Origin of the sequence: Nonomuraea thailandensis (genome assembly GCF_024172165.1) — a bacterium.
GTDB classification, from domain to species: Bacteria; Actinomycetota; Actinomycetes; order Streptosporangiales; family Streptosporangiaceae; genus Nonomuraea; species Nonomuraea thailandensis.
In genome coordinates this window covers 803,588-825,818 of sequence record NZ_JAMZEB010000001.1, presented here as the reverse complement: position 1 = coordinate 825,818, position 22,231 = coordinate 803,588, and the positions used below count along the sequence as shown (strand labels likewise).

The following is a 22,231-nucleotide window of genomic DNA, read 5'->3' as shown; positions in this document are numbered from 1 at the left end:
ACCACCGTGACGCTCGTCGATCAGAGATCCGAACCAGCTCAGGAGTCCAGCCTGATCTGGTTTATGGCGGCCTGAACTGGCCCCGAGACGCATCATCAGGAGCCCGCGGACAAGGGGACAGTACGAGCAAGTAAGGGGCAACGCCCCGAACGAGGGCGTCGCCCCTGCCGCGGGCTCAGTCGGGCATGTCGTACCACCGGGGTTCAGGGTACGGGCTGGGAACGGGACCAGCGTCCTTGCCGGGGGTCACGAACAGGTCAACGGTGTCGGAGCTGTGGAACCGGGTAGACGCCACGGTTCAGTCGTCCTTGACCCGGCTCCCCGGCACGGCCTCGTCGAACCACGAGATGCCGCCGTCGCTGTTGTCCTTGCGCTGCCAGAGCAGCCGGTAACCGGCCTTCAGCCCGCACCGGTTCAGCTCGGTCCGTACGGCCGCCACTGTCTTGCCGTGACTGGTGTAGCCGGACAGGGCCTCCTCACCGTTCGGGTCGACGGGGCTCTCGTCGGCGTACGGCTCGCCCGGCTTGGCGGGACGACCGAGCCGAACACCACACGGCCAGGGAAATCGGCCGGCATCCACACCTTCGCGCAGAACACCGACGGGCACGGCGTGATCGCCTGCGTTCCGAGGCTTCCGTGCCACTTGAAGCCGTCCGGGACGATAGGACCGACCAGCTTCCCCACGTCGGACGGCGCCACCGGGATCACTTTACCGTGACGTTCAACCCGACCGCCCGGAACGCCTCCTCGAAGCGATGGCGGTCGGCTGTGGCGTCGGTGATGCTCACGCTGAAGTACTCATCGGTCTTCTCGATGGAGACGGCCGCGTTGGCGTAACTCGTTACCGGGCCACCGACCAGGCCAGCGCCGACAGCGACCACCGTGGCCGTCACCAGGGAAGCCAAGCCCACCACGAGCCGCCGTCGTACCTTCGGGCGCTGCCGTGCCGCGGTCACCGGTTCCCGTCCCTGGGGCATGATCGCGTGCATGAGCGTCCGCGCCTCCGGTGCGGACACTTCTCCCGGCGAGGTCCTTGTCGCGCACGCGGGCGAGATCAGCGAGGTTCACAGCGAGCTCCCTTCCAGGGCGATGGCACGAGGATGGTCGATCCCGGCTCTCGCCAGCCCTCGAGCGAAACGCTTGCGGGCGCGATAGAGCCTGATCCGCACCGCGTTGCGGGAGACGCCGAGCATGCGGGCGATCTGCCCATGGTCGAGCCGCTCCCAGGCGACCAGGGAGAGCAGTTCCCTATCGTCGTCGGTCAGGTCGCGGAAGACCCGTCCCATCTGCGAGATCTCGTCCTCCGGCGGGCGGGTCAGCGCGGGGGAGGTGGCGAGCCGCTCGCGCAGGGCCGCCGTGTGCTGCTCGTGGCGCCGCTCGCCGCGCCGGTGATTGGCGCGAGCACCCGGCGCGCCACGCCGTACAGCCACAGCCTCGCTTCGTCGCCCTCGGGTAGCTCCTCGATGCGACGCCACGCCGTGGTGAACGTCTCGGCCACCACATCGGCGGCGTCCTTCGGGCGCGGGCAGCGGCGCAGGACATACCCGAGTATGAATTCGTAGGCGAATTCGTAGATCTCCACGAGCCGGCTATTGGGATCGGCTCCCATCCGGTCTCCTTAACTGGATCATCGGTCATCGATGTCCATGTCCGGAATTCTGGGGGTATTTCTGGAAGGTTCGTGAGCGAAGGCTACTGGCGGCCACCTGTGAGATCGGGTGTCGGTGTTGCCCTCGGGACATGTCTCCGACACATCACCGCACGTCAACCTCTAGATCACAGATAACGGTCTAGGAACAAGTGAGCACTTTCGTTACCGGTTGAACGGGGCGGCAGCACGGAGGCTCCGATGAGTGAGGGCGACACGGCCGCATGCGCGGGACCGGGCAGCCCATCGGGTACGGCAGCGAGCCAAGCCGGGGCGGCGACCGTACGCCGAAGTGTCCCCTGAGCGCTCAGCGGGCAGCGCGCTCGGAATTTCCTGGCGACCGGTGCAACATTCCGGGCCGTGAGCCCTTCTGAGTGACGACGGATCGAGAGGAAGGGCGATGAGCATTGGAACCCGACCGGGCCTTCGGGGCCTTCGTGGCCGAGCGCGGCGATGCGTTGCTGCGCTACGGCTACGTGCTTACCGGTAACCCGCACGACGCGGCGGACCTGAGCCAGGAGGCGCTGCTGCGGTTACGCGGCTCCTGGCAGCGGGTGCGGTACAAGAGCAATCCGGAGAGCTACGTCCGTACGACGATGGCCAGGCTGCACATCGCCGCATGGCGTTCGCGGCGGCGCGAGCACCTGACGCGGAACCTCCCCGAGATCGGCAAGGAGGACGAGCCGCCGGTCGGAGACGAGTTGTGGCAGCGACTCGTCGATCTTCCCCGCAAGCAGCGGGCCGTTCTGGTGCTGCGCTATTACGAGCAGCTCACCGACACCGAGATCGCTGCGGTGCTCGGTGTCTCGCACGGCACGGTGCGCAGCCAGGCCTCGCGTGCCCTGGCGAAACTTCGTTCTGCTCTCCCGGACAGGAGCGTGCAATGAATGATCTGGAGCTCTCCCTGCGCGATTCGATGGTGCGGGGTGCCGAGCGGGCACCGCACGGTTCGGGCACGCTCGCGTACGAGGTCGAGACCCTGTACCGGCGCCGGTGGCGACGTCGGCGCGCGCTGATCGCGGCGGCGGCGGCGATCGTCGCCGGCATCGCGGCCGGCGTGCCGTGGCTGGGCCCGGTCACCACGGCCGCGCAGCACGTCACCGCCGTGGAGCCGATCGAGCAGGTCTGGCCCCAGGCGGTCAAGAAGGCCCCGGCCGGCGCCGTCAGGGGCAATCTCATCGCTATGCTCGATGACCACACGCTGCTGGTGGATAACTGGTCGCCGAGCAAACTCGACTACCTGTACACCTACGACCTGGACACTGGTGAGACCCGCGAGATCGCCCATCGCGTGAGGCGGGGGTCGGCCACAGCCCCGCCCGGCTTCGTGGTGGGCGATGGTCACATCGTGTGGTGGTACGTCACTGAGGAGCGGCTGGAGCTGGCGAGCGTGCCGCTCACCGGCGGCGAGCAGCGCGTCTTCGCCACCCTCGACCGCAGGGGCATGGACGGCGACAGGGACGGTGACACGATCAGGACGGGAGTCCTGATCGATGAGTTCGCCGTGGTGGCCGGCGAGGTCGTCTTCTCCCTGGGGGGAAGGGGCGGGGTCTACACCGTTCCCCTGGCCGGAGGGACGGTCGAGCCGGTGCCCCGGGCCGAGAACCTCCATCTGCTGCGCTGGCCGTGGGCCGGCACCTCCGACCGTCCCGCCGCTTCGCGCCCCGGGGTTCTGTTCAAGGAGATCCTCAACGTGGAAACGGGAGAGCGGAGCACCGCCGTCGTACATCCGGGCGAGCAGGACGTCAAGTGCGCGGTGACCCGGTGCACCGGCGTGAAGGCGGACGGCCGGCCCTTCTCCCGGCTCCGCGACGGTTCGGGGGAGACGGACCTGCCCCCGGGGACGGTCACGATGACGCCACAGCTCCTCGACCGCTTCCACGTGGAGAACGACCTCGTGCTCCGCGACCTGTCGACCGGTGTGGCGGCGGATCTCGGCATGCCGGCGGGCGGGAGTGTCTACCGGATCTACCCGGCACACTCGCAACACCAGAGCGTGCTGGCCTACCAGGTCAAGGACGAGGTCGTCGTGGTGGATCTGACCAGGATCCCGTGACCGGCCGCTCCCGGCACCGGGACGGCACGCAAGCAGAGGAATTCCCCGCGCGCGGTGCAACCGTTTCGGTGGCCGGTGGCATCCCGGTGGTGTGGATCTCTTGAGTACGTACGAGGAGTACACCTCGTACGTCCGCGGGCGCCTGCTCTGGTTACGTCGGATCGCCTATGCCCTGTGCCAGGACTGGCATCGCGCAGACGACCTAGTGCAGGCGTCGATCACCCGGCTGTACGTCAAATGGCGCCACGCCCGCCAGGCCGATGACCTGGATGCGTACGTACAGGTGATCCTGGTCCGGGTCTTCCTGAAGGAGCAGCGGGGCGGCTGGTTCGCGCGTACCAGGCTCAGCGCGGTGCCTCCCGAGGCGGCCGGCGGGCGTGGGACGCCGACCTGGCCATCGATTTGTGGCGGGCGCTGGCCCTGGTGCCGGCACGGCAGCGGGCCACGCTGGTGCTGCGCTTCCACTGCGATCTGAGCGTCGAACAGACGGCCGTGGCGCTCGGCTGTTCGACCGGGACCGTCAAGAGCCAGACCGCGCGCGGGCTGGCGACCCTGCGCGCGCTCCTCGAGGTGACGCCGAGCAAGGAGGATCGATGACGGACCTCAAGCCCCTGTTCGAGGACTTGGTGCCGGACGAGCAGCCGCCGTCGCGGGTGGACGTGGGCGCGGCCGCGCGGGCCGGGCGACGGGTGCGCCGCCGCCGGGCCCTGACGGCCTCGGTGCCGTTCGCCGCCGCGGCAGTCACGGCGCTGGTGCTGGCGACGGGGTCGCTGGCCGACCTCGGCCGGCGGGACGCCTCCGCCACCCCCTCACCTTCCACCATCTCCTCCGCCGGTGACGTGTGGTCGTCCGCGATGACCACCATCCCGGCGGTGGCGTCCGATGGCTTGACGTACGCGCCGGTGACCGCGTTGAGCGCCACGGAGGTGCTTCTGCGCGTCAACACGTCCCTCGACAAGGGCGTGAGGCTGGAGGTGTACGACACCGCGGCGCGCGAATCCAGGGTCCTGGGCGACATGCCCCAGCCGGACGGCGCACGCGACTACTACCCGCAGAGAGTGGAGCCGGGTCTGGAGCACATCGCCTGGTGGGCCGAGGACGTACGGACGCAGAAGCGCACGGACGTGTGGGCGCTGCCACGCTCCGGTGGAGAGGCCACCCTCGTGACGCGCCTCAGCGGACCTGCGGCGGCGGTGGAACGCCTTGGTGTCCTGCGCGACCGCGTCGTCTGGTCGGTCCGCCAGGGCGGGCTGTACGCCGTCCCGATCACCGGCGGCACACCCCAGGCCATGCCGGGCACCGGCGGGCTGCACCTGGTGTCCTGGCCGTGGGCGTCCGACGTCCACGGGCATGACACCGAGGCGAACCAGAGCGTGCTCGTCAACCTGGAAACCGGCGAACGCCAGTTCCTGCACGCGCCGCCCGGGGCGACGGGAATGCGCTGCAGTCCGAGTTGGTGCGTGGCCACGGTGGACCGGCGCACGATGGAGTGGAGCTAGAGCGGTGGCCAGGCCAGGGAGATTTGCGGCGCCATCGTTCCGCCGTCGCAGATCCGCGCGGAACGCTTCGTCGACCTCGGCGCCACCGTGGTCCACGACCTCGCCACCGGGCAGGACCTCGACCTCGGCGTGGCGAAGGTGCGAGGCCAGGGAACCGTGTACCTCGGCCTTTCTTCCACGCCCGGCCTGGTACTCGCCTGGCCGGCGCCACCCTGCGGCTCGTCCGGCCTGGCACCGTGCGGCTCCGGCACGGCGCCCGAACTGGCCGTACTCAACCTGGCAGCGATCAAGGAGTGAACCCGCACAGGCGGAGCCCGGCCACGGCACGCCGGCTGGTTCCGCCCATGCCGGCCGACACGTTGTGGGGATGGGCGGGGCCGCTCTTCGTCACCCTGCTCGGCGCCGCGTTGCGCTTCCTGCGGCTCGGCGAACCGCACGCGGTGGTGTTCGACGAGAGTCATTACATCAAGGGTGCCTACGCGCTGCTGAGGTTCGGGGTCGAACGCATGACGGTGGGCACCGCCGAGGATCCGATCGCCGACCGGATGATCATGGCGGGTGACCTCGGCATCTGGCGGCGGTGCCCGACCGCCGGGGAATGCGCCGACTATGTCGCGCATCCGCCGCTCGGCAAGTGGATGATCGCCCTCGGCGAGTGGTGGTTCGGCATGACGCCCTTCGGCTGGAGGTTCGCCGGCGCTGTGGCGGGCACGTTATCGATCCTGATCATGGCGAGGGTGGCGCGGCGGATGACCCGCTCGATGTTGCTGGGTTGCCTGGCCGGCCTGCTACTCGCCCTCGACGGCCTGCACTTCGTGCTGTCGCGGACCGCGCTGCTGGACGTGTTCCTGATGTTCTGGGTGCTGGCCGGCTTCGCCTGCGTGGTGGCGGACCGGGACTGGATCCGGCAACGGTGGTGCGTGGCAGGGCTCCGGCCGGGGGGTGCGGCCGTGGCTGCCGGCCGCGGGGGCGTGCCTGGGAGCCGCGAGCGCCGTCAAGTGGTCGGGAGTGTTCTTCCTGCTCGCCTTCGCCGCGCTCGCTCTGATGTGGGAAGCGGGCGCTGGGACTGCGGCCATGGCTGGCGGCCGCCCTGCAGCCTCTGATGGTCGCGTTCGCCCTGGTCGCCGCCGTGGTGTACGTGCTGAGCTGGACCGGCTGGTTCCTGCGGGCGGAGGGCTGGGGACGCAACTGGGAGCGGGCCACCCAGGCCGGGCCGGGCTTCTTCGTCGTCGACTCGCTGCGCTCGTGGCTCGCCTACCAGGCTCAGGTGCTCGGCTTCCACACCGGCCTGGACACCCCGCACGATTACATGTCGGAGCCCTGGCAGTGGCCATTCCTGCAACGCCCGGTCGCCTTCCACTACGAGAGCCCACCGAACGCCTGTGCTGCCAGCACGTGCGCGAAGGCGGTACTGGGCGTCGGCACGCCGGCACTGTGGTACCTCGCGCTGCCGGCGCTCGTGGTGCTCATCGCCCATTACGCGGCCGTACGGGACTGGCGATCCGGAGCGGTGCTGCTCGCCTGCGGCGCGGGGTGGCTGCCGTGGTTCTACTACGCCATCGCCGACAACCGCACCATGTACCTGTTCTACATGTTGCCCGTCGTGCCGTTCATGGTGCTGGCGCTGGTGATCGCCGCAGGGCTGGCACTCGGACCCGGTGGAACGGCATCGATCAGGAGAACCATCGGGGCGGCCGTCGCCGGAGCGGGAACCCTCATCGTCTTGGTCAACTTCTGGTGGCTCCATCCGATCCTGTCCGGCGAGACGATCCCGCACGCGGAGTGGTGGGCTCGGATGCTGATGCGCTCATGGGTGTGAGAATCAGAGGGACACGCGCGCCTTGCAAGGAGACCCCGTGACCCACCATCACCGCTGGCCGTTCGACGAGCCGCAAGAGGCTTGCGTGATCATTCAGCTCGACATCCTGCACGACCACATGGCACTACACCGGGTCGGCTACGACCATGACGCCGAAGGGGCGTTCTACTCGAGGGCGCCGCAGGAAGAGGACGATCTCGACGAGTACGAAAGCGAGGCGTGTCCGAGAAAATGCACCAGATAGGGCCGAAAACACCTATCAATCGCGAGAGGGGTTATACGGGATCCTGGCGTAGTTCGCGCCGGGTCGCAACCCGGACCTCGTGAGCAGCTTTCAGCCCGGCCCGGCGGGCCTCCCGGATGGTCTCGCCTCGCCCGTGATGCTCGTCATCGGGAGTGACGTAGCCGAGGCCCTCGTGCAGCCTGACCTCGTTGTAGAACGTCCGGATCGAGTCCAGCTCGGCCTCCAGCTCCCCAGGGTCGGTGATCTTGCCCAGGTGCGGGAACTCCTCCTTGACGTGCCCGAATAGCGACTCAATCCACGCCTGGTCATTCGGCGTACCAGGACGACCGAAGTGCTGAGCGATGCGCGCCCCGGCCATGAACGTCCTGGTCGCCGAGGACGTCATCTGCGGCCCGTTGTCGGAGACGGCCAGCAGCACCGGGAAGGCGTCGTGATCGGGCACCTGCCCGCCGCGCAAGTCGGCCAAGAACGCCTGGTCGTCGAGGAGATGCGCCTTGCCCAGCATCTCCAGTGCGCGCGTGTAGGCCACCTCAACCTGGGTGGAGGTCTCCTCCGGGGAGACCACGGTGGCCAGCCAGTAGCGCGAGACCACATCCAGGACCGCGATCGCGCACCAGGACGGCAGCCCGCGAAAGTGCGTGAAGTCATAGATCGTGATCACGCCCGGCACCAGCCCGGCCCACTCGGGCCACTCCCGGCGCGGCCGCCGCTCGCGCACGGGCCGCTCGACAACGCTGATCCCGGCCGCCTGCAACACTCGCAGCACCGTCGATTCCGAGGCGTAGAACGCCTCCAGCCGCGACCCCCGGTGGGCCAGCTTGCGGTGCGAGCGGTCGATCTCCAGCCACTCCTCGGCGATCTTCACGATCGCCTCGCGCTCCCACGGCAACAGCGCGTGCAACGCGATCTCCGGGCCCGGCTTGGCATCGTCCAGGCGTCCCACCACGGCGCGGGCCCTGCCAGCGCAGCACCCGCACGTGATCCAGCCCCAGCAGCGCGGCTGAGCGGCGCATCGACCAGCCGCCCTCACGCGCCGCGTACGTGACGAGCTCCAGCAGACCGGCCTTGACGGACGCGTCGACTCGCGGCGGGACCAGGCCGGCGTTCAGCCCCAAAGCGATTTTCCCTGGTGCAGATGCAAGGCGACGGCCTGCTCGGTCACCGTCGCGCGCAACCGCTCGATCTCCCTGCGAGCCGCTTCCAGCTCGACGGCCTCGGGGCTCTTGCCCGGACGGCCAGATGTCGAGGCACCAGCCAAGGCGTCCAGCGCACCCTGCTTGGCGGTCTTGCAGATGACGTTCACCGTCATCCGGTTCACGCCGTACTTCTCGGCCGCCTGGCCCTGAGTGGACTGGCCGGTGAGCACCTCGACGAACACCTGGTACTTCACCGACGGGGCCAGCAACGTACGCTTACCTGGCTTGCGCGTACGGGCCTGGGACGACTCGGGGTCCTGCTGTGGTCCTGCCACCTGCTCCAACCTCTTCCACGGAGTGATCAAACTACCCGCGGTTGATAGGTGTTTCAGACCGGGACTGGTTCATTGACTCTGACGCGGAAGGCCGACGAGTACGAAAGTGTGTGCCTGCGCGATGCCTGGCACAGGGGCTGCGGCGTGGTCGGTCTGCAGGACGTGGTGCGGGTCATGGAGCCTGGCCAATGCGCCGAATGGGATGCCGGCACCTGGACGTGGCGGATGGCCGAGCTCAAACAGGAATAGCCCGCGCGAACTCGATCTGACTGCCCTGCTGGGTACGGCACCCTGTGTCGCACGGGCAGCCGCCGCTCGGAACCGGATTTGACGGGAAGGTCGCCTCGCTCCTCACGCGACGCGCATGCATCGCTCGTTAGTTCGTTCGCGGATTGTCCATTCCGGATCAACCCCGCCAGCGAGGATCGCGTTGAGCTACCGGTTGAGGAATAGGCCCGGGCATCGGCTGCCGATCTTGTTCAGATTTACCGTGCGTTTCAGTCAGAGGAGCCGATGGAGCGGCTCGGCCGCGGATGGCCTCCGCCATGCCGGCGACCAGTGGCTTCACAAGCGTTCACCCCTGTGGATCGGACTTGGGCTCCATGGCCGGCTGGCGGCTGCGGAACGCAAGGACGTTGAGCCTGGCAATCACGATGATCACGGCCAGTGCCAGCCAAGGCCGACTCTCATGCCACCGCGCGCATCATCGGCCTGCGGATTCGGTCGACGCGAGAGACCACCCCGAAGATCGCAGCATGCCCGCTCCCGCCGTCGTCATGTGGCGGGTGGGCCCTGCTTCGGGGTGGGCCACAGTCAGTCTGGTCGCCCGTCCAGGGTCAGTGGCAGGCCGCTTCTGGCGATGAAGGAGACATCGTCGTTGAAGATGGTGATGCGGCTGATGCCCATCGCCGTGACGCTCAGCACGACGAGCCCGTACGCGTGGTGGGTGCCGTCGTCGCTGCGGACATAGGTGGCCGCCGCGGATTGGCCGTTGGCGGTCGTCGGCAACAGCCGCCAGCGGCCTGGGGACCCCAGCACGCGCGTGGCGAGGAACGGCAGGCACGTATTGAGGCCCTTGAACCAGGTGCCCATCTTCATCGCCTCCAAGGTGACGTCGTCACGCAGGATCTTCTGCAAGGCGGCCGGGTCCGACTTCTCGAAGGCCTCCATGTAGTTCGCGAGCAGTTCGCGCGCCCGCGGATCGGATGGCTCGATAACGTGGTCCGCCGTCGGTGCGGCCTTTTCCAGCGTGGCGCGGGCCCGCTGGAGCAGGCTCTTGACCGCAGGGACGCTGATGTCGAGCATCTGCGCGACCTCGATGGCGGGAAAGGCCAGGACCTCTCGGAGAATGAGCACGGCTCGTTGCCTCGCCGGCAGATGTTGCAGGCTGGCGATCAGCGCCAGACGCAGGCTTTCCCGCGTCGTGACGATGGCCGCAGGATCCTCCAACTCCGCTTCCACGAGCGCGCTGGGGATCGGCTGGATCCGTGAGACGTCGGGGTCGGCAGGGACCGGTACCGCATAGGGATCGTCGGTGGGGGTCATGAGCCCCGACGGCAACATCTTGCGGTCGGCGTGTTCCAGGGCGGTCAGGCACGCGTTGGTGGCGATGCGGTAGAGCCAGGTGCGTATCGAGGACCTGCCCTCGAATCGCTCGAACGCCCGCCAGGCGCGCAGATATGTCTCCTGCACCAGGTCCTCGGCCTCGTCCAGCGAGCCCAGCATGCGATAGCAATGGGCGAGTAGCTCTCGCCGGTACGGATCGGTGCTGCTGACGAAATCTACGGTGCGATCGTCACCTGACACGGTTCAGTTCCCCCTTTGTGTACAGATCGAGTCGTCCCGGTCTCCCGCAGGCCCTGGTGGTGCCGGGTTGAAGCTCTTCGCGCCGGTGACGCTGTGCTCCCGGTGTCCGTTATCCCGTCACGCACCTGGAAACCCCGACGGGCGGCTCATGGAACGCGGGATGTGAAACAGGCGGTGACGAAGGGCCCGCAGCGATCAGCTCAGCCGGCGGCTCAGAAGGCCCATCAAGAGGAAGCCGTCCCGCTTGCCCCTGATGCGGAAGGCCGCCCGCCGCCTGCCTCCTCGACGAAAGCTCACGCCGATGGCGAGGCTCTGCAGCGTGGCCTCACCATGGACGAAGCCGGTGTCGCCGAGCCAACGCCGCATCGACTCGTAGCTGGCCACTCGCACACGATCTCCAAGTCACCATGGGATCGCCGCTCCGATACGGACAGAGCCTTGCGTAAGAAGATCCGATGCCCTCTTAGCCCTCGGCGTCCGTAAGAGCCGCCGATCAGCGGAGTAGGCCGTCCGGTGGTCATGGAATCGGGCGATGAGGAAGAGCGCCGTGTTCAGCGTGTGCTCAGGGTGATGATGGCTGAACACGACGTCGCTGACCGGTTCCGGCGCCCTTGCCGTTGTCCGTGGCGAGTCCGGGATGAATGATCGGTCTCCGGCCCTTCCCGGATCCATGACCAGGTGGACCTCGCCGGCCTGGGCATATCCGACAGTGCTTGCCGGGGCGCCATCGTATTCCTCGTACAGGACGGTGTGCGACGCCGTCCTGGCGGCCGGAAGGTCATCCACAGGTCCCCCACGTAACGATCGGCTAAAGCATGGTGGCCACACCGGACCTCGCACAAGGCGTATCTGTGCCTCACCAGGTGGCATTCCTGCCAGTGACGTTTCTGGAAGGTTTGCGGTCACACGTTTTGACTCTGGCTTCTCCCTTCATTGGGTGAGGCAGGTGCGAAGACCTGTGAGCCCTTGGCCATGGTGACGTCGGCGGGTGCCGTGTCACGTGCTTCGTCACCGACGCCAGAGCGGCGAACCTGCCGCTGTACCACTTCGCCCGCCCCAGATCTGATGCGAGCTCGTCGCTCCGGCCTGCGAACTTCTCGCCTGGATGCAGATGCTCATGCCAGCGGCACCGCGACCCGCCCGCAAGCCCTGCTCGGACCAACCTGATCAGCCACACACCGTGCCTACAACCAGGAAAGCAAACGCTGCCGGCCCGTGAAAACCATCTCCCTACTGCAGGAAACCTTCGTAATCACGCTGCTGCAACTGGCTCTCGATCTGCTTCACCGTGTCCAGGCCGACGCCTACCATGATCAGAATGCTCGTCCCTCCGAACGGGAAGTTCTGGCTCGCACCGGCCACCGCCAGCGCGACGATCGGGACCATGGAGATCAGACCCAGATAGAGCGCGCCGGGCGCGGTCAGACGGGTGAGCACGAAGTTCAGGTATTCAGCCGTCGGACGGCCGGGGCGGATGCCCGGAATGAACCCACCGTACTTCTTCATGTTGTCGGCGACTTCAGTGGGGTTGAACGTAATCGACACGTAGAAGTAGGTGAAGAAGATGATCAGCAGGAAGAACGTGGCCATGTAGATCGGGGTGTCGCCCGTGGCCAGGTTCTGCGAGATCCAGGTGATCACCACGTTGTCGCTGGTCTGGAAGAGCGACGTGACGAGCTGCGGCAGGTAGAGCAGGGACGACGCGAAGATCACCGGGATGATGCCGGCCTGGTTGACCTTCAGCGGGATGTACGTCGACGTGCCGCCGTACATCCTGCGCCCCACCATGCGCTTGGCGTACTGGACCGGGATGCGGCGCTGCGCCTGCTCGACGAAGACCACCGCGGCGATCATGAAGATGCCGACCACCATGACGACGGCGAAGGTGAACTTGTTCGCCTGGAAGATGTTGGCCAGCTCGGACGGGAACACCGCGACGACCTGCGTGAAGATCAGGATGGACATGCCGTTGCCGACGCCGCGGTCGGTGATGAGCTCACCGAGCCACATGATCACGGACGTACCGGCGGTCATGATGACCACCATCGTCACGATCTGGAAGATGTTGTCGGGGTCGAGCAGAACGTCCTGCTGGCAGTTCGGGAAGAGCTGGCCGGTGCGGGCCAGCGCGATGAAGGCGGTGGACTGCAGAACCGCGAGCCCGATGGTCAGATAACGCGTATACTGCGTGATCTTGGTCTGGCCGGATTGGCCTTCCTTCTTCAGCGCTTCGAGTCGCGGAATGACCACGACGAGCAGCTGAAGAATGATGCTCGCGGTGATGTACGGCATGATGCCCAGCGCGAACACGGAAAGCTTCAGCAGCGCACCGCCGCTGAAGAGCTGGACCATCCCGTAGATGTTGCCGGTGTCGCCACTCCGAGCCTGGTCGAAACAGGCGGCGAGGTTCTGTACGTGGACTCCCGGGGTCGGAAGAACCGAGCCGAGACGGAAAAGCGCGATGATGCCCAGGGTGAAGAGCAACTTCTTGCGCAGGTCCGGTGTCCGGAACGCCCGGGTAAACGCGGTCAGCACGGTCCCTCCTGGGCGCCTTTACGGCGGTGTGAGTAAGCGATGGTGCGGGGATCTGCCATCTGAAGTCTCATATCGAACGAGCCCCTCGGACAGCATGCCATCATATGACCCGCTGAAAGTCCGTATTGTGTGCCCACCGCTTCGCCGGCGAAAGGCGATCCGTCTGCCGCTTCTGATCAACTATTCAACTCGTCAACGACGTGCGTGGGAGGGGGCGGCCATAAATCGACGAAATCCTGCCAGGTGAACTCGTGGACCGCCGGGTGGAGGAGCATCTCGACGCCCAGGTTGCTTGGAGCCCTGAGTTCAGACGATCGTGGTACGCGGTGCGGGCAAGGGGTGGATACACACCCGCGGAGCAGGAGCGGCGGGAGTGTGCGCACGGCTCGAGACCGTGGACGGCATGAAGGCCCGCCGCTCTTGTCGTCGTGGCCCATCCGCCGGCGAGGTCGCCGGCGGCACGTGAGCGAAGAGCGGGCGGGCGGCCAGAGCCGCCGGTCAGACTGTGGTCCTGGTCACATGCCGTGACCACAGCGCGCGAGCGCTTGTCCAGGCGCAAGGCGATGGCCCGGCCTCCTCACACGTCGTTACATGTCGCGGTTGTCGGTTGCATCACCTGAGGTGATGCGCACAGAGTCCGCGGCCGCCGGTGCGGCGACTGCCGCGGCGACCCCGCCGGCTACCAGCGCAGCCGCGATCGTGGCCATGAGGATGCGCTTCATGGGTTCCCTCCGATTGTTGTAGCGATGATGTGAACAATCTTCACCATATCCGGCTGTTCCGGCCATGCTCTTAACGTCCGATCTGCGCCCTTATCCTGCCATTCGCCCCTCCGGCTGATGAGAAGCCCGATGGTGGTGCGCCGTTGGCCTGGCTCGGGTGGTGTGCGGTCCTCAAAGGCCGGGAGCCGCCCGAGCCTGCCGGCGAACAGACCACCCCCGGCGGCCGTGGTCGCCGCGATGGCAGGAAGCCGGTGGCGGTTGGCAGTAAATATTCTTAACTCTCGAGGGATTCATGGAAGGCTCAGGCTCTGAGCCATCTGAATAGCCGGGTCGGTCATTGGATATTCCCGGCCATCTCTCGTGAGGATCGCATGATTACCATCGGGCTGCTCCACGGTATGAGCAGCGTTGCCACGGTCGATTATTACCAGCGTATCAATGAGCGCGTCAACCAGCGTCTCGGCGGCCATGAACGTGCGGAACTGTTGCTGTCGAGCGTCAACTTCGCTGTCATCGAACGATACGTCAGAGCCGATGCATGGGATGAGGCCGGTTACTATCTGGCGAGCAAGGCGCGCGCACTGGAGCTCGCCGGGGCCCAATTCATCGCGTGCGGGAGCAATACCATGCACCGCGTGGCGCCCGCCATCGAGGCGGCCATTTCGGTGCCTTTCCTGCACATCGCGGATGTGGTCGCCGATGCCGCGCACCGGCACGGGGCCCGTAAGCTCGGCCTTCTGGGAACTCTGCCGGTCATGGAGGCCGGCTTCTATCGTGACCGCCTCGCCGTACAAAACCTGTCCGTCCTTGTCCCCGACGAGGCGGATCGCCGGCTCGTCGACCAGGTGATCTTCGACGAGATGACCCAGGGCGTCTTCACCGACCAGTCACGGGCGCGGTACCTGCGGATCATGGCGGACCTCGGCGCCCGCGGGGCGGACGCGATCATCCTGGGCTGCACCGAGATCACGCAGCTCGTGGGCTCGCAGCACTTCCCTGACCTGCCGCTGCTGGACTCGACCGGCCTGCACGTCGAAGCCATCGTCGAGACCAGCTTGACACCCGGTCGCCCCCCAGCCCCAGACGCCCAGCCTCAGACGGCTCTGAACCCGATTTCGTGAAGGCCTTCGTCAATCCGGCCAGCTGAGTCCGCGATCCTCCGCGCCCGCGGGAAACGGAACTTGGTACTGGCGCTGAGAAGCCATCACTAACCGGCCCGAGCCGCCAGGAACAACATGCCCAGGGCGACAACAACTCCGGAGCAGGCCATGGCTCCGAGAGCTCTGAACGGCTTGCCGTTTTTGCTGAGTCTGTATGCGGCCATCTAAAACTCCAGGTCGGCGGACATGTGATTCCAGGTAGATGGCCGTAAGCATCCTGATGAGCGGACATCGGAAATCATGGTCGATGGCCACGTAATCTCTCGATCTTGCCTGTGTGTCCCGGCGTGCAGCGACGCTTGGCCCGGGTTGAGTGGCGGTGGAGGGAACCAGCCATTTCGACCGGGAGGGGGCTTGTGACCAAGTCCGATGCGGAGTTGATGGAGATCTTCCGCGCCTACGATCTGACCGGATGCGCCTGGTCAGCGGCACAGCTGGCCGGGTGTGACCCCAAGACGGTGCAGCGCTACATCACGATGCGTGAAACAGGCGGCGTCCCGCCGGAGCGAGCGTCGCGGCCCAGGTCGATCGACCCGTTCCTGGCCAAGATCGAGGAGAAGATCGAGCGGTCGGGCGGCAAGGTGCGGGCCGACGTGGTGCATAAAGACCTGGTGGCGATGGGCTTTCGCGGCTCGGAGCGGACCACCCGGCGAGCTGTGGCAGCGATCAAGGAGTCGTGGCGGACCGGGCGGCGGCGCGTCTACCGGCCCTGGATCCCCGAGCCGGGCATGTGGCTGCAGTGGGACTGGGGCGAGGGACCACGCATCGCCGGACGCCGTACTCAGCTCTTCTGCGCCTGGCTGGCCTGGTCGAAGTTCCGGGTGGTGCTGCCGACCTGGGACCAGACGCTCGGCTCGCTGACCGCCTGCCTGGACGCGGCGCTGCGAATGATCGGCGGAGCCCCGACCTATCTGCTGACCGACAACCCCCGCACGGTCACCGTCGAGCACATCGCCAAGATCCCGGTCCGGCACCCGCAGATGGTCGAGCTCGGCCGCCACTACGGATGCGTGGTGCACACCTGTGAGCCGTTCGACCCCGAGTCCAAGGGCGGCGTGGAGAACACCGTGAAGATCGCCAAAGCCGATCTGGTGCCCACCACCACGAGCCTGCGCTCCAGTTATGGCAGCTTCGCCGAACTGGAGGACGCTTGCGCTCGCTGGGCCGAGCAGGTCAACCACCGGCTGCACCGGGCCACCCGCCGGCTGCCCACCCACATGCTCCAAGAGGAACTCGCCCGCCTGCACCCGCTGCCCGCCGAACCCTACGCACTCGCACTCGGCGAGGAACGCCTGGTCGGCGAGGACCGCACCATCCGCTGGGGCGATGTCCGCTACTCGGTGCCGCCCGGGCACGAAGGCCGCAAGGTCTGGTGCCGGGTCCACGGCGACGAACTGGTCATCGTCGGCCGGCGGACACACGGCGGACCGAGCGAGCAACACAGCGGCGGCGCCGGGCTGGCCGAACTCTGGCGGCATCAACTGTCGACTCCCGGCCGGCCCCGCATCGTCGAGGCCCACTATCCCGACCATCCCGGCGGCAACGGACCGCGTCAGCCCAGGCCACGCCCGCAGACCAAGGCCGAAGAACGCTTCCTGGCCATCGGCCCGGGCGCCGAGGCATGGCTGATCGAAGCCGCGGCCACCGGGGTCGCCCGCATCCGCGCCAAGATGGCCCGCGCGATCGAACTCGCCTCGCTGGTCGGCGTCGAACGCGTCGACGCAGCGCTCGGCCTGGCCGCCATCCACGGCCGCTTCGGCGAGAGCGATCTGGCGTCCATCTGCGACCACCTGGCCCGCAGCTCAGCAACCGGCCCCACCTCGATGGCCGATGAAAAGCATTCGGCCCAGCCCGGCACGGCCTCCTGGGCCGCCATCCGCGCCACACCTCAAAACCGCAAGAACGAAGACTGACCAGGCCGCCGACATCAACCACCATGCCGATTCGGCGGCCTGACCACTCATCAACACTTGGAGATTACACATGAGCGTTTCGCTGCCCAAGGCGCCACCCATCCCGGCCGAACTGGAAGTCCTGTTCACCCGGATGCGCTTCCCTTACGCCCGCAAAGCCGCACCCGACGTGCTGGCCATTGCCCGCGCTCAGCGCTGGGATCCCGCCGAAGTGGTGCGGGTCCTGCTCGCCGAAGAGGTCGTCGGCCGGGACAACGCCACCCGTCGCAGCCGCCGCAAGAGCGCCAACATGCCCAACGGCAAGACCTTCGGCTCCTACAAGAGCGAACTGTCGTCCATCCCACAGGCCACCCAGAACGCCCTGCGCACCCTGGAATGGGTCAGCCGCCACGAGAACTGCGTGATCTCCGGCCCGTCCGGCACCGGCAAGAGCCATTTCATGGAAGCCCTCTGCCACCAGGCCATCGACGCCGACCTACGCGTGTCCTGGTTCACCCTGGAAACCCTGGCCGCCACCATCGGCCGGGCCCAAGTCGACGGCAGCGTCGCCCGGACCATCGCCAAGATCTGCCGCTCGGACATCATCGTGGTCGACCTATGCCGAGACCGCGACTATGCCGAGGACGGTCCTGCGGAAGCGTGTTGAGCAGCGCGTTCACCGCCTGAGACTCGGCATAGTCGCCTATTGAGCGGAGTCTCGTTCGTGGGAGCAATTTGGCTCTCTCGAAGGAGGCGAGTGCGATGGCGGGCACGAGGAGGAAACCCGGTCTGCTGGGGCCGCAGGTCGAGGGCTACCGACTATGGCTGGAGCAGCGGGGTTACACGGCGGAGACAGTCCGGAACATGCTCACGGATCTGGGCCAGGTCGGGCGTTGGCTGGAAGATACGGGCCTGACGGTCGGCCAGCTCGACAGGGAGTGGATGGCGCAGTTCCGTTCCGCACGACATGAGGCCGGCCAGCGGAGGATCCCGGGACCACGAGCGATGGTGCCGCTGCTGACCTATCTTGTCGTAGCGGACCTTGCCGGTTGGCACCCCTCTAATATGCGGGTCTCGTTGTCAAGACTTCGCGGCAAGGGAAGGGCGGGAGCGGCGGTGAGCTCGCGTGGCGAGGTGTGGCGTTTGATGCGTCAGGACGACTTAATCGGTGAGATCACGATCGAGGACGCAGATGGGCCGTGGCTCAGCGGTCGGTTCGTTGCCGGGCCTGCGTTCCCTGATTTGGAACCGCTGTTCCAGCAGGAACTGGCGCTGCTCGACACCCTCGACGAGGAATATGAGCGATGGGAAACGATCTATGACAAGATCACGCGGGTCGTGCGCCTAGTAGCGCCTCATGGTCCAGTGGCAGGGTTCCTGCTTCACGTTCAGGACGGTGAGGCGTGGTTCCGTTGGAGCAACGAATCGTTCGCCGAGGAGTAGGAGCTGGTTGGCTGTGACCGATGGCGCGGCTGAGCCCAAGAAGCGTTTCCTTGTCCTGCATGACTATGGCATGGGCGGAGTGTGGTGGTGGGTCCATGCGACGACGGCCCGGGAGGTCTTGGAGACGTTCGCTGAAGTGGAGGTCATCGACAGTCCGCAGGCTGTTGACCAGGCTCAGGGATGGAATCTGGCCGAGGCCGATATCGACTCTCACGCCATGCCAGGAGGCTTGGATGACCTGCGAGCCAAGCGTGATGCTCAGCGTGCTCTGCCCGGCTTCGGCGCGTTCGCGGACAGGCCTGTTCTCTATCTGCGGCGCCGTTGGGATGGCGACGACGGCGTGGACCCGGCGACCTATCTGATGGAGATCGGATCCGATGGCCGCCGGCTCCGCCAGGTGGAACAGGCCGACGACGGCACCGCTATCAAGAGCGATCCGGATCCCGCGTTCCGCGTAATTCGGGACCTCTGGAGCGACGGCATGCCTGCTGGCCTGTGGCTTCACCTTCTCGGCGGCCACAGGCCGTTTCTCTAGGCTCTGGCATTTCCGCAGGTGGAGAGGCCATACGGCGCTCTCTTCGGAATCTGACCCATGTCCTGGCCCGGACCGCCGCAGCATCGACGATAGGGCGTCGATGCCACACGCCACTCGGAGGTCGGCAACTTGCCCCTGCTTGCAGGGATTTGCCACCGCTGTTCTTCGGCCCATTGTCGGCCCCTCGGCCCGATCGACCGCGTTGCTGACCTGGACTGTTGTGGACTCCTAGAGAAACGAACGATTCGGGCAGTCGATGGAAAACCTGCAGCTCATCCTATGTTTCGTGCCTCCAGGCAAGGTGAATTATGCGGAACGCAGGCGGATGATTGGCCCTTCAATCCGCCTGTCGTGGATCTCTTCGATCCTGAGCTGGTGGAGATGGAGATCAGCCGAGACGAGTTCGAGAAAGCGTGGCTGCACGCGAGGAGGGAACCCTCTCGATAGTCGCGCCCTTGCCGCCTTGATCGTTAGATCATGCTGCCAGCATTCGGCAGATTCTGAGTTCGGTCACGACGCCTGTCCGTCGAGTCGATTGAGCAGGCCGTTGAAGATCTGTTCGCGGGCGACTTGCCCCTTGGCCGCGGCGTCGTCGCGTTGCCGTTCGAGGGTCGGCCGGAACTCGATGGTGGTGACGAAGAACGTGCAGGACTCGCAGATGGACTCGAAATGGCAGTCCATCTCGACGGGGCGGGCGCAGTAGCCGTTGCCGAGCATCCGGCGGTGCATCTCCCGCCGCAGCTTGGCCATCTCGCTGCCCTCGGCGTCGGCGGGGAGCCGACGTGGGGCGTCGTAGAGGGCCTCGACCTTCTCGGTGACCGCGAAGTACTCGTCGGCGACGGTCCGATCGGCGATGCGGGCATAGACGCGGGTCATGGACAGCGACCGGTGCCCGAGTAGCGCGGCGATGGCCTCTAGCGACATGCCCCGGTTGATCGCCTGGGTGGCGAGCGTGTGCCGGAGCTGGTGTGGGGTGACTCGGCCCAGGCCGGCGCGGTCGGCGGCGTTGCGGACGGCGGTTTCGATGCGGGAGGCGTTGACTGGGCGGCCGTGGTCGGTGAACAACAGGTTCGAGCGTAACCCTTCGGGCCGGTGCTGGAGCCAGTCGTCCAGCAGCGCTTTGAGCTGGGGGTGCAGGGGGACGTAGCGGTCGGTGTGCATCTTGCCCACCGGAACCCGCAGCCAGTAGGCCGAGCCGATCTGGACCACGGCGTCGATGGTGAGGCCGAGCATTTCGCTGCGGCGCATCCCGGTGCGGGCCAGAATCTCAATCGCCAGCCGCGCGAACGGGTCGGGATCTTGCCTGGCGGCGGCCAGCAGCTTGGCGGCCGCGGCGTCGTCGAGGAACCGCGGGAGTGGCTCGTCGGCGATGGGCATGTCGCTGTCGAAGACCAGCTGTCGGGCGGGGCGATCGTCGGCATCCCACTCATCCAGGCGCCGCAGGAAGGTCCGTAGCGTGCCCAGCCGATCGCGGACCGTATGCCGGTGCAGCGGACCGCCGCGTGCGGCCGGTCGCTCCAGCAGCCAGCCCTTGTAGCGTTCGATGTGTCGACGCTGCAGGTCGGCCACGCAGCTCACCACTGGGTCCTCGGACGTGATGAGCAGCGCGAACTCGCGCAGGGTCAGCTCGGCGTTCTTTACGGTGCTCGATCGCAGGGTCCCGCTGATCTGCGCCAGGTAGTGGCGCATCGTCGCGGCCATCGTGGCCGGGACGGTCGACCACTGCCGTGCCCGGACATTGCCACGGTTGGGCGAGCGCCGACGTGGCAGGTTGTCGGTCAGCCCGCAGTGGAAGAGCGTGGCCTCCAGGTTGAACAACGACGTCGACAGCGCCTTCACCCCGCGGTTGGGGATACGGCGTGCGGCTTCCAGCAACAGCCGTCGTCCTTCGTCCCAGTCGGCCTGCCGGAGCTGATCAGCTGGCTTGCGGGCCAGGGCCACCAGGTGGGCGAGCAGGTTGAACTGGGTCATCGCCAGCGGCTCGCGAAAGCCGAGAAGGCGAGCGGTTTCCATGAATCGCAGGTGCAGCTCCGGGTCGGTGCGGGCCAGCACGATGTCCAGCCGTGGCCGCCGGGCCACCAAGTAGTCCGCTCCGGGCTGCAGGTGCCCGGTGACGGCCAGCCAGCTGACGAACCGGTGGCTCTCGTGGTGAAAGGCCAGCTGTCGCTCCAGCGGCAGACGGTCAAACGCCGTCAGGTCGGGGACGGCGGCGAGCAGGGCTCGTGCTCCCCAGCGAACCTTGTGATCGTTGTTCATGTCCTGCGAGGCCCGGTCAGCAAGGTAGTGCTCCACGAGGTCGGGGCGGATGATCGGCAAGGCCGTGGCCCGGGGCATCAGAGGTTGGTCCTGTCGGCGTCGATGGCGGCGCTGGCGTCCAGGTACTGCTTCACCAACCACGCGTTGGCCAGGTGGAGATAGATCCGGGTGAACTCGATCGAGGGTGTCCAGCCTGGGCCTGCACCGCTTCCAGAGCCATCCCGGCCTCCCGCAGCCGAGTCAGGCAGGTATGACGAAGCTGATGGCAGGTCAGCTGGGATAGCCCGGTGCGCTTGCGGACGCCGTCGAGGATCTCATCCAACCCATCCGCTGACAGCGGCCGGCCACGCGTCGGGCCGCGCAGCACGACGAACAGATGGTCGTGGTCGACGACAGGCCGCTCCTGGTCCAGGTAGTCGCCAACAGCGGTGAAGAACGTCGCGGAGATGGGGATCAGACGCTGGTGCCCGCCCTTACCTTCGCTGATGAACATCCGGCGCTCTCCCGGTGACAGGTCACCCACTCGCAGGCCCAGGACCTCACAGCGGCGCAGCCCGCCCAGCAGCATGGCCAACACCATGGCCCGGTCTCGCCTGGTATTCAGCGCGTCGAGGACCGCTTCGACCTCGGCAGCCCCAAGGACATGCGGCAGGGTGCGCGGCGTGCGCAATAGCGGCGATCCGCGCCGCTGTTCACGACGCCGGTTGGCCAGGCCGGTGGGCACCGGGTTGCGCTGGATCGCCAGATCATCTCGGGTGGCCAAGTATCCGAATAACCCGGAGACGCTGGCCAGCCTGCGCTTGATGGTGCGCGCCGACAGCCCCGCTTCGCCGTCTTCCAGGCGGACCACCTTCGGTCCGCGGCGCGGCGCCTTCTGCGCGGTGATGAACGCGAAGATGTCCGCCGTGACAACGTCGGCCGGTTCCTTGGGGATCGCCGAGAAGAAGACCTTCAGGTCGTAGGCGGTGGCTAGCACGGTGTTAGGCCGGCAGCGCGCGGCCACGAACGCCAGGTAGTCGTCCACCAGCGTGTGCCCCAGCGACAGTTGGAGGTTGCCGGCGGCGTCGACACGCCGTACCAGCTGTGGTTGCCAGACCATGGCCGCTCCTCGACGGGGACGACCATCTTGACCTGAACCGCGAGAT

Annotated in this window: 25 protein-coding genes and 1 pseudogene; 14 read left to right on the top strand and 12 right to left on the bottom strand. The window is 66.9% G+C overall.

Annotated features, from left to right (window positions below; genetic code table 11):
* Window positions 1-298 precede the first annotated feature (298 nt).
* The 3 genes and pseudogenes from HD597_RS03980 to HD597_RS03970 all read right to left on the bottom strand — a co-directional run bounded on the left by HD597_RS03980 (window position 299) and on the right by HD597_RS03970 (window position 1,609).
* Entirely contained in the window at window positions 299-607 is a 309-nt protein-coding gene (locus HD597_RS03980; protein WP_253740305.1) for a hypothetical protein, read from the bottom strand.
* Between the two features lie 97 nt (window positions 608-704).
* Window positions 705-989, bottom strand: a complete 285-nt coding sequence (locus tag HD597_RS03975; RefSeq protein WP_253740304.1) for a hypothetical protein — start codon at window positions 987-989, stop codon at window positions 705-707.
* A 75-nt stretch (window positions 990-1,064) separates the two neighbouring features.
* A pseudogene (locus HD597_RS03970) lies at window positions 1,065-1,609 on the bottom strand (RNA polymerase sigma factor).
* A 446-nt stretch (window positions 1,610-2,055) separates the two neighbouring features.
* On the opposite strand from HD597_RS03970, the gene HD597_RS03965 reads away from it, so the two are divergent.
* From HD597_RS03965 to HD597_RS03930, 9 genes are all read left to right on the top strand, one after another.
* A complete protein-coding gene (locus tag HD597_RS03965) occupies window positions 2,056-2,535 on the top strand; it encodes a SigE family RNA polymerase sigma factor (RefSeq protein WP_253740303.1) in 480 nt (159 codons plus the stop codon).
* Window positions 2,532-3,704, top strand: coding sequence for a hypothetical protein (locus tag HD597_RS03960; protein WP_253740302.1), 1,173 nt, complete (start codon window positions 2,532-2,534; stop codon window positions 3,702-3,704). The genes HD597_RS03965 and HD597_RS03960 overlap by 4 nt, the downstream gene beginning before the upstream one ends.
* Window positions 3,705-3,795: 91 nt before the next feature.
* Window positions 3,796-4,179: a sigma factor gene (locus tag HD597_RS66640; protein WP_372513335.1), complete on the top strand. Its 384-nt coding sequence runs from the start codon at window positions 3,796-3,798 to the stop codon at window positions 4,177-4,179.
* Window positions 4,128-4,301, top strand: coding sequence for a sigma factor-like helix-turn-helix DNA-binding protein (locus HD597_RS03955; RefSeq protein WP_253740301.1), 174 nt, complete (start codon window positions 4,128-4,130; stop codon window positions 4,299-4,301). Before HD597_RS66640 ends, HD597_RS03955 begins: the two co-directional genes overlap by 52 nt.
* Window positions 4,298-5,203: a hypothetical protein gene (locus HD597_RS03950; protein WP_253740300.1), complete on the top strand. Its 906-nt coding sequence runs from the start codon at window positions 4,298-4,300 to the stop codon at window positions 5,201-5,203. The genes HD597_RS03955 and HD597_RS03950 overlap by 4 nt, the downstream gene beginning before the upstream one ends.
* Before the next feature lie 87 nt (window positions 5,204-5,290).
* Window positions 5,291-5,500 carry a hypothetical protein gene (locus HD597_RS03945; protein ID WP_253740299.1) on the top strand — a complete coding sequence of 70 codons (210 nt, stop codon included), beginning with the start codon at window positions 5,291-5,293 and terminating at the stop codon, window positions 5,498-5,500.
* Window positions 5,501-5,547: 47 nt separating this feature from the next.
* Window positions 5,548-6,306, top strand: coding sequence for a phospholipid carrier-dependent glycosyltransferase (locus tag HD597_RS03940; RefSeq protein ID WP_253740298.1), 759 nt, complete (start codon window positions 5,548-5,550; stop codon window positions 6,304-6,306).
* Window positions 6,306-7,022 (top strand): dolichyl-phosphate-mannose--protein mannosyltransferase, encoded by a 717-nt coding sequence (locus HD597_RS03935; protein ID WP_253740297.1) that lies wholly within the window; start codon window positions 6,306-6,308, stop codon window positions 7,020-7,022. Before HD597_RS03940 ends, HD597_RS03935 begins: the two co-directional genes overlap by 1 nt.
* A 37-nt stretch (window positions 7,023-7,059) precedes the next feature.
* On the top strand, window positions 7,060-7,266 hold the full coding sequence (locus HD597_RS03930; protein ID WP_253740296.1) for a hypothetical protein: 207 nt from the start codon (window positions 7,060-7,062) through the stop codon (window positions 7,264-7,266).
* Between the two features lie 31 nt (window positions 7,267-7,297).
* Here HD597_RS03930 and HD597_RS03925 read toward each other — a convergent pair whose 3' ends face one another.
* From HD597_RS03925 to HD597_RS64210, 7 genes are all read right to left on the bottom strand, one after another.
* Window positions 7,298-8,212, bottom strand: coding sequence for an integrase core domain-containing protein (locus tag HD597_RS03925; protein ID WP_253740295.1), 915 nt, complete (start codon window positions 8,210-8,212; stop codon window positions 7,298-7,300).
* 159 nt (window positions 8,213-8,371) lie between these two features.
* Window positions 8,372-8,656 carry a COG3415 family protein gene (locus HD597_RS03920; RefSeq protein WP_253740294.1) on the bottom strand — a complete coding sequence of 95 codons (285 nt, stop codon included), beginning with the start codon at window positions 8,654-8,656 and terminating at the stop codon, window positions 8,372-8,374.
* 894 nt (window positions 8,657-9,550) lie between these two features.
* Window positions 9,551-10,543: a sigma-70 family RNA polymerase sigma factor gene (locus HD597_RS03915; RefSeq protein WP_253740293.1), complete on the bottom strand. Its 993-nt coding sequence runs from the start codon at window positions 10,541-10,543 to the stop codon at window positions 9,551-9,553.
* Window positions 10,544-10,738: 195 nt separating this feature from the next.
* Window positions 10,739-10,927 (bottom strand): hypothetical protein, encoded by a 189-nt coding sequence (locus HD597_RS03910; protein WP_253740292.1) that lies wholly within the window; start codon window positions 10,925-10,927, stop codon window positions 10,739-10,741.
* A gap of 18 nt (window positions 10,928-10,945) precedes the next feature.
* Entirely contained in the window at window positions 10,946-11,413 is a 468-nt protein-coding gene (locus HD597_RS66635; protein ID WP_372513355.1) for an MBL fold metallo-hydrolase, read from the bottom strand.
* A gap of 360 nt (window positions 11,414-11,773) precedes the next feature.
* A complete protein-coding gene (secY, locus tag HD597_RS03905) occupies window positions 11,774-13,078 on the bottom strand; it encodes a preprotein translocase subunit SecY (RefSeq protein ID WP_253740291.1) in 1,305 nt (434 codons plus the stop codon).
* Window positions 13,079-13,665: 587 nt separating this feature from the next.
* Window positions 13,666-13,800, bottom strand: coding sequence for a hypothetical protein (locus HD597_RS64210; protein WP_276082687.1), 135 nt, complete (start codon window positions 13,798-13,800; stop codon window positions 13,666-13,668).
* Window positions 13,801-14,171: 371 nt separating this feature from the next.
* Here HD597_RS64210 and HD597_RS03900 point away from each other — a divergent pair, with 371 nt between their 5' ends.
* From HD597_RS03900 to HD597_RS03880, 5 genes are all read left to right on the top strand, one after another.
* Window positions 14,172-14,921, top strand: a complete 750-nt coding sequence (locus HD597_RS03900; RefSeq protein WP_253740290.1) for an aspartate/glutamate racemase family protein — start codon at window positions 14,172-14,174, stop codon at window positions 14,919-14,921.
* A gap of 419 nt (window positions 14,922-15,340) precedes the next feature.
* Window positions 15,341-16,873 (top strand): IS21 family transposase, encoded by a 1,533-nt coding sequence (gene istA / locus HD597_RS03895; protein WP_372513354.1) that lies wholly within the window; start codon window positions 15,341-15,343, stop codon window positions 16,871-16,873.
* 70 nt (window positions 16,874-16,943) lie between these two features.
* On the top strand, window positions 16,944-17,519 hold the full coding sequence (locus HD597_RS03890; RefSeq protein WP_253740288.1) for an ATP-binding protein: 576 nt from the start codon (window positions 16,944-16,946) through the stop codon (window positions 17,517-17,519).
* Window positions 17,520-17,716: 197 nt separating this feature from the next.
* A complete protein-coding gene (locus HD597_RS03885; protein ID WP_253740287.1) occupies window positions 17,717-18,295 on the top strand; it encodes a hypothetical protein in 579 nt (192 codons plus the stop codon).
* 13 nt (window positions 18,296-18,308) lie between these two features.
* Window positions 18,309-18,830: a hypothetical protein gene (locus tag HD597_RS03880; RefSeq protein ID WP_253740286.1), complete on the top strand. Its 522-nt coding sequence runs from the start codon at window positions 18,309-18,311 to the stop codon at window positions 18,828-18,830.
* A 510-nt stretch (window positions 18,831-19,340) separates the two neighbouring features.
* Here the strand turns inward: HD597_RS03880 and HD597_RS03875 are convergent.
* Entirely contained in the window at window positions 19,341-21,164 is a 1,824-nt protein-coding gene (locus HD597_RS03875) for a tyrosine-type recombinase/integrase (protein ID WP_253740285.1), read from the bottom strand.
* A gap of 52 nt (window positions 21,165-21,216) precedes the next feature.
* The gene (locus HD597_RS03870) at window positions 21,217-22,185 is read right to left on the bottom strand and encodes a tyrosine-type recombinase/integrase (RefSeq protein WP_253740284.1); all 969 of its coding nucleotides are present in this window, start codon (window positions 22,183-22,185) and stop codon (window positions 21,217-21,219) included.
* Window positions 22,186-22,231 lie beyond the last annotated feature (46 nt).

Bases quoted from the DNA above. Each gene is read 5' to 3' on its own strand.
- HD597_RS03885 (WP_253740287.1), top strand. From the start codon at position 17,717: ATGCTCACGGATCTGGGCCAGGTCGGGCGTTGGCTGGAAGATACGGGC.
- HD597_RS03935 (WP_253740297.1), top strand. From the start codon at position 6,306: ATGGTCGCGTTCGCCCTGGTCGCCGCCGTGGTGTACGTGCTGAGCTGG.
- HD597_RS66635 (WP_372513355.1), bottom strand. From the start codon at position 11,413: ATGCCACCTGGTGAGGCACAGATACGCCTTGTGCGAGGTCCGGTGTGG.
- istA (WP_372513354.1), top strand. From the start codon at position 15,341: ATGGAGATCTTCCGCGCCTACGATCTGACCGGATGCGCCTGGTCAGCG.
- HD597_RS64210 (WP_276082687.1), bottom strand. From the start codon at position 13,800: ATGAAGCGCATCCTCATGGCCACGATCGCGGCTGCGCTGGTAGCCGGC.
- HD597_RS03940 (WP_253740298.1), top strand. From the start codon at position 5,548: ATGCCGGCCGACACGTTGTGGGGATGGGCGGGGCCGCTCTTCGTCACC.
- HD597_RS03890 (WP_253740288.1), top strand. From the start codon at position 16,944: ATGAGCGTTTCGCTGCCCAAGGCGCCACCCATCCCGGCCGAACTGGAA.
- HD597_RS03900 (WP_253740290.1), top strand. From the start codon at position 14,172: ATGATTACCATCGGGCTGCTCCACGGTATGAGCAGCGTTGCCACGGTC.
- HD597_RS03960 (WP_253740302.1), top strand. From the start codon at position 2,532: ATGAATGATCTGGAGCTCTCCCTGCGCGATTCGATGGTGCGGGGTGCC.
- HD597_RS03875 (WP_253740285.1), bottom strand. From the start codon at position 21,164: ATGCCCCGGGCCACGGCCTTGCCGATCATCCGCCCCGACCTCGTGGAG.
- HD597_RS03870 (WP_253740284.1), bottom strand. From the start codon at position 22,185: ATGGTCTGGCAACCACAGCTGGTACGGCGTGTCGACGCCGCCGGCAAC.
- HD597_RS03975 (WP_253740304.1), bottom strand. From the start codon at position 989: ATGCACGCGATCATGCCCCAGGGACGGGAACCGGTGACCGCGGCACGG.
- HD597_RS03950 (WP_253740300.1), top strand. From the start codon at position 4,298: ATGACGGACCTCAAGCCCCTGTTCGAGGACTTGGTGCCGGACGAGCAG.